We start from the raw sequence: 9,486 nt of genomic DNA, 5'->3' as shown, positions 1-9,486 counted from the left end.
GTAATAAGGGATCTTTTGGTGGGGATATCTTAAAAATAGGCATGACAAGAAGATTAGAGCCGATGGATCGAGTCAGAGAGTTAGGTGATGCGTCAGTGCCATTTTTCTTTGATGTGCATGCTATGATACCGAGCGATGACGCCCCAAAATTAGAAAAAGATTTACATCAACTATTTGCAGATCGTCGTGTGAACAAAGTAAATCATCGTAGAGAATATTTTTACGTCACTATTGAAGAAGTTGAAGAAGCACTGCATAAGTTAGTTGAAGGAGACTTTGAGGTGGTTAAAGATGCCCAAGCTCTGCAATTTGAGGAATCTATGTTACTTACTAAGCAGATAAGTTAAGAGGTTGAATAATGGCTAGTATAATTAGTGAACTTAAAGCTATACAACGAGTTCTTAGCGTTACTGTTCGAGCTGGTGAGAAGTGCTTTCCTCAATCCAATATATCTTCTGTAAACTCTGAATTTAACTATGATGAGTTCATATTGAGTATTTCTTTAGATATTTTTGATAACGATGCGACGATAAATGCTTCAGGAGACGGTTCAACTGGTAAGAAGTGTATCGCTGCTTTTATCACCGATCTTAAAAAGGAAACAAAGTCGTTACTAAAAGACTTTGAGAAAGATGAAAAAGAGCGACAATCTGACATACAAAAATATGGTGAAGCTTGTTCAGATAGCATGGCTGTTCCCATCTCTGCCTGCAAAATGTTTTTAACAGTAGTTGATAGCATTCAATATTAACGGCCTAAGTGAAAAGGTCAGGGTACTCAAAATTATTTGCAGAACCGTAAATAGTCACGTGTAACCACCTTGATTTAATTACTATTGTCTACGAATGACTCAGATGTCTAAGTCAGAGCGTGTTATGCTCGTAACTCTAAATTGTCCTGCTTCGAGCTAGCTACCCCGGCTAGCTCAGTTCTGCCCCAAAACGTGGCAGAACGACAAAAAACCTGAACATAGTCGAGGCTAATGGAACATCATCTATAAAACGATAATTATGAGTATTAGGAACAATTCTAAATCGTTCGAACTTTCATAATTTCATTGATAAGTTCAGCTTCATCGTATCCTTTGCGAACTTCGATCAATGCAACACCATTAGTGATTGAAAGTCTGCGTTTACGTGCATCACGCTCTTGATTCTTTTTGAACGCTTCCTCGCCACCAAAGAACTCTACTGGACGGTCATGCTGTTCACCTTGGAACTCAATAGCCACGTTCCAACGTGGTAGCCATACATCGTAGTGCTGTCGTCCTAAGAAAGATGGTGAACCATGCTGAATGCACTCGGTTCCTACATTGTCTTTTACTAAGTAGAATAACTGTGTCTCGCTTACCCAACCTTCACCAATACGAGGGATGTTAAGGCTGTCACGTAGTTCATTCTCTGCATTTCGTACGATTTGTTTGATAGTTTCGTTCTTATAAAGCACATGAGACCAGTCATAGTTCTTCCACGGCACTGGCTTACCATTTGGTAAAGTATCACCTTGGTATTCGGTAGGTTTAGCACCAAAGCCTTCTAATAGAATCTTCTTCCAACCACCATGCTCTTCACCGTATTCGTCCATCAGCCTTAAAGCGATTTTAGTGAATGCACCTTCATTATCTTTGATGATTTTGTTCTTTCGGAAGAAAGAAACTCGGATAATATCCTTGATACAAAAATCTTCACTGATGTAATTAATCACATTAAAACGCCGATCAACTTGATGCGAACTACCAGACAAAATCGATTCAGATTCAGTAACCTGTACCCACTTCTTGAATTTACGTTCAATCAGAAGTAATGAATTTAATGATGAATTGAAGTAGCCAGTTACCTTGTCATGGACGTAGTTATCAATAATGAAATTGAAGTGCTTACGAATTTCAGCACGACCCTTTTTCGTTTGACACGACTGTTCGTATTTGAATACTCGGTATCGGTGTAGGTATGAAATGTTACCTTCGATATCGACGTGGTTTCCCTTTTCAATCTGTTGAACCATGTAGTGATAGAAACGATTAATAGCCCTATCTTCTTTATTATCATCTTCGAGATCTAAAGACGGAACGTACGTGTCGAACTCAGGCACTTTACCTCTAACCAGTGGTGGCTTACCATCTTCGAACTCTTCGGTTGTGAAGCCTAGCCAACAAGTATTATTTTTGACGAAGATCTCACATTTCTTGACCAGTTTTTCAGCGATCTTAGTTTCTTCGATGACCATAACATGGTACTTTTCGAATACCGCATCAACGTCCTTCCTCTTTATATCAAGAGTCAATAAGGCTTCGATGAACGCATCATTGATGACCTTAGAAAGAACATTCATATACCCTTTCTCTGCTTCGATTTCGTACTTGTAATCTTTAGGGTCGAAGTAACTAATTTCATAGTTGAACTCTTTGATAAGTTCACGTTTGGTGATTTTACTCAAAGCAAGGCACTCAATAATGGATAATTCACCCTAATGGTATGCCATTCTGTTTCATGGCTCAACTGTAGTGGTTGAGTAAACTTGGCCACCTGAATGGTCGTTTGTAATACCAGAGTTAATCCGTCATACCAGATGTCTATCCGTCTTTGAGTTATACCAGTTTGCGAGCCATCTACCGACACAACTTGACCATCAGTGAGAGTGTGAACTGACGACATCCAGTTAACGGAGTACTCGTTAAAATGCTCAGGTTCAATGGTAGAGATTATTCGAGCAATCGTGTCATCTGCTGGAATACTGTTCATGAATAGCTCATTACGCTTAAACCAACCATGATACCGAGGATATATTCACGAATATCAAAAAAGCCTTTGCACCAGCAATCACAGCTAAATGTAATCGTCAAATCGATCATCATTTTGGCTAAAAACGTTCACGACCTCACCCTGATTATCTGAGAACCCCAAGTTAGGGTGTTTTTCTTTATAAATCGAAGTTAGAAATTCAACTGGGATCGGATATCCGCAAGCATTTGCTCTCTCTGAGCGTGAAGTTGTGCAAAAGTTGCTGGGGACAGAGCGTGACATCGTTTGAAGTAAGCTTGAGAAACATGAGAATCTGGTTCCAATAGATAGCCGGAGAAACCAGAAAGAGAAATACCATCAGCATACATTTCACCAAGATGGAAAGCAGCTTCGGCATGCCCCATCGAAGTGGCTTTCTTATAAAGTTTCACCGATTTGTTGATATCGATATCACCGGTTCGAAACATTTCACCAGTTCGCCAAATAATAGCATTATTGAAATACTTTTCCTTACGTGTGTTGTAGGTAAGAAATAGGCAGATAAGATACGGCACGGTGAAAAAAAATAATGGTGGGAAAGCGATAGAAACAGCTAATAGGATAAGATTTTTAAGCACTTTATGCCTCAAATATAAAATGACGAAAATGATTAAATAGTATGCAATGCCGTTTAATCAAGGTAAACCCAACTTTGTACTTTCGCCTCAAACCGGCTTGCTTGTTGATTCACCTCTATTTAGGTGTTGATTTTGAAGATGTACTTCATTTTTCAGAAGATATTGGAATCTCAAAGATTAGATGGAGTTATTCGATTGGGGGTTTGATCTATCTCATTTATGTCCAGTGACGTGTTACATATGCTGGATGCAGCATTGTGATCACCATCAGTAATCTCATTTCCTCATATAGAGGCACTTGTTACACACTTTTCACACCGAATGAAAACGAGTCACCGCACTTTTTGCACCGAATAAACTTAAATCTTCGCACTTTTTACACCGAATGGGTGTTATCGGTGATGAATTTTAGCATTCAAATCTATGCTTATTTAGAGACTATTCGGTAATCTGAATTCGACAGACTCTCTACTGATGCTGCAGAAGTCTCAAGGTTGCCAGCGGTTGCATCATCAACAGGTCTGCCTTTGAATTATTCAGATAGCTCCTTTGCGAGCTTGCTAAGCTTAAGCACTTCTTCAAATGATACTTCCTTCGGTACTGCTGCTTTTGTTTAACGCTCAACAAGCGTTATAACTTGTAAGAGGTGTTTAACCTTGAGGTTAGTTGCTGCATCAGCAGCCATCATGACTTGTTACCTGAACCATATAGAAACCGTATCAATACCTAGGTAGAATCAAATATCCCTATGAGTGATTCTCACTGAGTCACTCGTTCGCCTTTGAGTTGTAGGCAGGATAGTAAGCAGTGGTAGCGAGCTCTAATCAAATTTCATGCAATCTTTTGGGACGTTGGTTAAACAAGTTTGATTCTCTGGAGATAACTCCTGATACAATCACTTTGTTTAAGAAAGGCCAGATTACCCAATCATTTCCTATCAAAGACTTAGATAACTTTGCATCCCTCGAAAAGTCGATATTTGGTTACAAGTTAAGTCTTGGTGACCAGCTTAGCTTTAGTAGACTCAGCAAAAGAGATTACTCGAGTCTGCTAGAAGTGTTGAATAGCAACATCGCTGAACATGTTCAGGTGCGTGTTGAGTCAATGGCTGATACTTTTCATGAACATGCCTTGGTGAATTACCCTAGGGATTCAAAGATGCCGGAGCTTACAGAAATATGCTCTCGTGTTGAATCTTTGATGAGACAGCGGCCCACGATGACTTCTTTTTTTTCACCTTCGGTGATGAGGACTGTTGATGTGATTCGCAAGACCTATCCACTAGAGGCTACAGCTCTTAGGCATATACATGAAGGGTACCAGCTTCAGCAAAGGGGTCACTTCTATGACTTAGTCGAGTCTAATCCTCTAACGGAGGAGCAACGACTGGGCGTCATTCGAAATAACGACCGTAATATGGTGCTTGCTGCTGCAGGTACAGGCAAGACATCAGTAATGGTCGCTAAAGCTCTTGATTTGATCGATAGGGGATTAGCATCTGCAGATCAAATTCTTATTTTGGCTTATAACAAGACAGCAGCAGCTGAACTTGAAGAACGAATAAAAGAGAAAGCAGAAAAAAGCCGAATTGAATTAACAGTCGATCCTAAAGCTTCCACCTTTCATGCTCTTGGACTCCATATACTCAAGGGGTGTGGAGAAAGGATTAGATTGAGCGAATTTGCAGAATTCGATAACAAGCTAGATATTTGGATCACCCGTTGGCTACAAGAGTACCTGACATCGAATACTGCGAATATCCCAACTTTAATTGAGTTACTTAATCCTCCCCTTGATCCGTTGAGTTTTTCAGATGCTGCTGACTATCAAAGGTATGTGCGTGATAATGAATTCACGACACTTAAGGGTGATAAGGTTAAGGGCTATCAAGAGTTACTCATCGCTAACTTTTTGTTTATCAACGGTGTAGGGTACGAATATGAAGCGCAATATCTAGCTAAGAAAAGGATTGATGTTGGCTTTGATTACCTGCCTGATTTCCATATTTCTGGAACCGATATTTACCTAGAGCACTTTGGCATCAGTCGTGATGGTTCAACACGCCCTGACATCGACGCCGAACAGTACAATCAATCGATTAAACGAAAGCGTCAGTTGCATGAGTCCTATGGGACAACTTTGCTCGAGACCTATCATTATGATTGGAAAGAAGGGACGTTGAATGACCGATTAAAGCACCTTCTTGAAGAAGCCGGGGTGCCGTTTAATCCATTAAGTGAAGAAGAAATTCTTACTACGCTCAAAGAAAGTGACTATGTCGGTAAGGGCTCAGCTTTGCTAAGAACAGCATTAGCTGCTATTCGAACCGAGCAACTTGGGTATCAGGACATATTCACTAGGCTAGAGAGTCAGCAAATTGTTTCTCCAGAGGGAGCGACTGAGCTTTTATGGTCTTTACATCAAGGTTACGTTGAAGAGCTTGAGTCACAGGCTTCCATCGACTTTGATGACATGATTATCAAAGCAACAGAGTTGGTTAAAGAGGGGAGTTTCAAACCTCAGTGGCGATATATTTTAATTGATGAGTTCCAAGATATATCATCCGCGCGTATGAACTTGGTCAACACCATCATAGAGCATAGCGATACTCCTTCGTTAACTGTTGTTGGGGATGATTGGCAGTCCATTTATCGGTTTTCTGGAGGTAAATTAGAGCTGACGACAGGGTTTGCTGAACTCATTGGCCCATACACAGAAACCAAATTGCAGAAAACCTTCCGGTACAACAACAGTATCGCAACGACCGCCGGCCGTTTTGTTATGGAGAACCCGAACCAGTTCAAAAAGGACATTGAAACTCATACTCAAGTAGATGAGCCTCAAGTCTACCTGCTGGATGATAAGGTCAATGGTGAGGATGCACTTTATAGTAAAGTGGTCGATGTCGTTAAGAAGATAAGAAGTCGAGACAGTAAGGGGAGTATCGCTGTAATAGCGCGGTATAACTTTTTATTACGTGATGCCAGAGAAAAACTGTCAAGTGTTAGACAATGCAACAATATCCAGTTTTGGAGCTTCCATAAGTCTAAAGGGCTTGAAGCTGATTATTGTATCTTGATTGGCTTTTCACAGGGTAAGAATGGTTTCCCAAGTGATACGCAGGAAAACGCAATCATTGAAGCTTTACTTCCATCTCTCGATAGCTACCCAGACTCCGAAGAAAGACGCCTGCTCTATGTTGGCATCACTAGGGCCAAGAAGAAGTGTTACATCATTGCAGATCCCTCTTCCCCCTCGAAGTTTGTGACCGAACTGCTCGAACCTAAGTATGAGGTAGGTATTTATTCCGACTCATTCAAAGATGCTTACCGGAAAATTTTCAAGTGCCCAAGTTGTGTTGATGGTTACTTGAAAAGGATCGAAGGTCAGCATGGCCAGTTTTATGTGTGTAGTACTGGTAAAGGCTGCAAAGTCGCTCGTGCTAGAAGTTGCGAGAAGTGTGGCTCGCCATCAATCGATACCCGTGGCACTAGCCAATGTCAAAATCCAGGTTGTTCACACTCCTTCAAGATATGTGATGAATGCGGCAGGCCGATGAAAAAGCGAACTGGGAAATACGGTTCTTTTTGGGGTTGCAGCGGATTCAGCCTGAGCAAGGATGCATGTAAGAACACGCAGAAAGTTGAGGATGATGGGTAAGTTATCCTTACAACTCTAACTAGCCGAAAAGAATCTGAGAGTAAAAATCACGTGCCAGCTTGACTGGCACGTTGTAGGGAAGTCGCCAATTAATAATTTGCTAAATTAGAAAAGCCTAGATCAAGTGTAAATAGCAATATGGTAAAATGTCCAAGTATAAGGATACCTTTACTAGAAGTATGGGTAAGGCACTGATTAAAAAAATAAATTATGAAGAACAAGATAGAACTGATTAAGTACAGATCTGAATTACAGCAAGAGCTAAATCAAGCTGAGTTGGATTATAACAACGAAAAGACAAGCCATATTGTTCATATTGCAGTTTCTGTTTTTACTGGTGGATTGTGGGTAATCGGTTGGATGATCGCCTCTCATTCGACCACAAAACGGAAGCAAAAACTCATGCTAGATATAAAAGAAATCCGTAAAGAGATAGTCGATGTTGAAGTTGCCATCGCAAAACAGCTTCAAAACGATGATATACCGCAGTTTCTATATCAATAGACGTTACAGAACATGCCGGCATATGGTAATCAGGAGGAAGTTCCTCTCAAGGTTCACATCTAACTGCATTTACTGGCTTGTCTAACTCGTTACATTAACTGAGCTAATACGGTTTTTCTAAGTGGAACTGACAGATCTAAGATGGTTAAGGTTAAATCATAAAGCCGCTGTCGCTTGTACGATGTATATCTCTTTGTAGTGAAGACCATGCTTAGTTGCAAAAAAGTCAAAGAAGCTTGCTAGGGGGATGGTTCCATTTTAGTCTTACGGAATAAAAGCTCGGCTTCAAAAACGTCTAGCCTCCACTTTGCTAAGTGGGTCTGTGTCAGAATAATAGCTTCAATGTGTGATGTATCGAGCTCTTTCAGCGGCTTGAATTTGACAGGTTGATCTCCGTTTTTACCTCTTGTTCCCCAGTAAAATCCTTGCCTTATTTCAGTGTGAGGTGCGTCAGAATAGATAGACTGTTCCTCAAATGGCTCGATATTGACGTTCCTTCTAAGGTAGTCAGTGCCTCCATCTACCATGTAGCACTCGCCGTTGGCATCAAGATGAGAGACATAATCGTGACGGTGCTTGCTGATCAAAACTGTACCGTCTGGTGTTTTTATTCTATTGAGAACAATATGTTTCATTTCACAGCCTCGATATTCAGATAGAGTTAGCAGTTCTCTCGAACACACGTATTACGTTTCATACCTTTCGGTCTAGAGCCCTCATCGCCAAACTCAAACTGTAAATGGTTTTGTTCACAGAGGTTATTGATGGTGCAGATCCCCCAGGCCCAGCATTCACGATTGTTATCATCCTGTTGTTGCATCATCTCGAGTTCAGCTTCAAGCAATTCGTGCAGAGCTTCAATATAACGAGGAGTTAATGTGATTTTTTTCTCATCGTACCTAGCCATAGCGAGATGTACCTCGAATTGAACTACACTGTTTTTATATACAGTAGTGGCTTTTCATTTTAATGCAAGCACAAGAGGGCGATTATGGCATGTTCAGATATTTTGTTTCTTGAGCATCAGGTGAATGCTCGGGATGGGCTTGAGTTATCAGCTTGGATGCATGAGTACGGTTTGTTTGTCAGCCAGAGCAGGCTCTTAACCGATTGGTATAGCGTTAGATTAATATCCATTGCACTGGTGTTTGTCGGTGTATCTGAGACGAGAAAAGTAAGACACAATACCCAGAAGATGAGTGATCTCTTTGATCTACAATCGGCATTTCAGTCATATCTGCGTAATACATGCTGTGGTGGATTCACACCAAAGTGTGTAAAGGTGGAATATTCTTTCTTGGACAATGATTGTTCGAGAGTAGTGATATTCGATTTTTGGACAAGTTTACTGAGTCATGTCAGAAGGCTGGAACAACTAAAGAGGCAAGTTAACCCTCAGAGAAGGTATAGGTGTTAGATGCGCTGGATTCACAACAATAATTTTGTTCTTTTGACGCTTTCATTGTTGAATCTGCCTGGAATGCATTTGCCAAGCTTATTTGAGCTTTAACTTTCAAATCGAAAGTAAACTAGAGTGCAGATAACAGTCGAATGCCGGCCAATTTGAATATGTTTTTGAGGGTTAAATACCTATCCAGTCACCTAAGCCATCTTTTCCTGGGTAAAGTGCACCATTTAACATAGTGCTTCTTATGTGTACTTCTTCACTGAACACTGAGATTAGGATTGCTATATAGGCTTTGAAGAGAGATTTACCAATACTAGAAACCCTATGAACCATTTTGCGGAGAGTGGCAAGCACTATTAAGCCAATAATAGTTAGCTTATTATATACATGATTAGTAGCTTAAAATGTCGAGAGGTTTGCTGATTTCAAAGGTAACATGGAAATGATGTGATGGACGCCCACTTAACGGCTTCGATGAGCCAGAATTAAGGTGTTAGCACTTAATTACGAAGGAGCATCCATCATGAATATTAAAGTTGTTGGTATCGATATTGCC

Annotated in this window: 8 protein-coding genes and 1 pseudogene; 4 read left to right on the top strand and 5 right to left on the bottom strand. The window is 40.5% G+C overall.

What is annotated here, in order from left to right:
* A partial coding sequence (locus tag BIZ37_RS27935; RefSeq protein WP_187464319.1) for a GIY-YIG nuclease family protein occupies positions 1-347 on the top strand: 347 nt, incomplete at its 5' end.
* Between the two features lie 11 nt (positions 348-358).
* Positions 359-751: a hypothetical protein gene (locus tag BIZ37_RS27930; RefSeq protein WP_187464318.1), complete on the top strand. Its 393-nt coding sequence runs from the start codon at positions 359-361 to the stop codon at positions 749-751.
* A 278-nt stretch (positions 752-1,029) separates the two neighbouring features.
* Here BIZ37_RS27930 and BIZ37_RS27925 read toward each other — a convergent pair whose 3' ends face one another.
* The 3 genes and pseudogenes from BIZ37_RS27925 to BIZ37_RS27915 form a co-directional block, all read right to left on the bottom strand.
* Positions 1,030-2,436: a hypothetical protein gene (locus BIZ37_RS27925; protein WP_187464317.1), complete on the bottom strand. Its 1,407-nt coding sequence runs from the start codon at positions 2,434-2,436 to the stop codon at positions 1,030-1,032.
* A 167-nt stretch (positions 2,437-2,603) separates the two neighbouring features.
* Positions 2,604-2,809: pseudogene (locus BIZ37_RS27920) on the bottom strand (ISAs1 family transposase); the annotation flags it as partial.
* 123 nt (positions 2,810-2,932) lie between these two features.
* A complete protein-coding gene (locus tag BIZ37_RS27915; RefSeq protein WP_187464316.1) occupies positions 2,933-3,358 on the bottom strand; it encodes a hypothetical protein in 426 nt (141 codons plus the stop codon).
* Positions 3,359-4,165: 807 nt separating this feature from the next.
* On the opposite strand from BIZ37_RS27915, the gene BIZ37_RS27910 reads away from it, so the two are divergent.
* Complete coding sequence (locus tag BIZ37_RS27910; RefSeq protein ID WP_187464315.1) at positions 4,166-7,018, top strand: UvrD-helicase domain-containing protein; 2,853 nt, start codon at positions 4,166-4,168, stop codon at positions 7,016-7,018.
* A 210-nt stretch (positions 7,019-7,228) separates the two neighbouring features.
* Complete coding sequence (locus BIZ37_RS27905; RefSeq protein WP_187464314.1) at positions 7,229-7,522, top strand: hypothetical protein; 294 nt, start codon at positions 7,229-7,231, stop codon at positions 7,520-7,522.
* A 239-nt stretch (positions 7,523-7,761) separates the two neighbouring features.
* Here the strand turns inward: BIZ37_RS27905 and BIZ37_RS27900 are convergent, their stop codons facing one another.
* Both BIZ37_RS27900 and BIZ37_RS27895 read right to left on the bottom strand, forming a co-directional pair.
* Complete coding sequence (locus tag BIZ37_RS27900; protein ID WP_187464313.1) at positions 7,762-8,157, bottom strand: hypothetical protein; 396 nt, start codon at positions 8,155-8,157, stop codon at positions 7,762-7,764.
* A gap of 26 nt (positions 8,158-8,183) precedes the next feature.
* Positions 8,184-8,429, bottom strand: coding sequence for a hypothetical protein (locus BIZ37_RS27895; RefSeq protein ID WP_187464312.1), 246 nt, complete (start codon positions 8,427-8,429; stop codon positions 8,184-8,186).
* Between the last annotated feature and the right edge of the window lie 1,057 nt (positions 8,430-9,486).

Origin of the sequence: Photobacterium sp. BZF1 (assembly GCF_014349205.1) — a bacterium.
In the GTDB taxonomy this organism is placed as follows: domain Bacteria; phylum Pseudomonadota; class Gammaproteobacteria; order Enterobacterales; family Vibrionaceae; genus Photobacterium.
This window is presented reverse-complemented; position numbering and strand designations above follow the sequence as displayed.

Excerpts from the sequence above, each read along its gene's own strand:
- BIZ37_RS27930 (WP_187464318.1), top strand. The coding sequence starts at position 359 with ATGGCTAGTATAATTAGTGAACTTAAAGCTATACAACGAGTTCTTAGC.
- BIZ37_RS27905 (WP_187464314.1), top strand. The coding sequence starts at position 7,229 with ATGAAGAACAAGATAGAACTGATTAAGTACAGATCTGAATTACAGCAA.
- BIZ37_RS27900 (WP_187464313.1), bottom strand. The coding sequence starts at position 8,157 with ATGAAACATATTGTTCTCAATAGAATAAAAACACCAGACGGTACAGTT.
- BIZ37_RS27895 (WP_187464312.1), bottom strand. The coding sequence starts at position 8,429 with ATGGCTAGGTACGATGAGAAAAAAATCACATTAACTCCTCGTTATATT.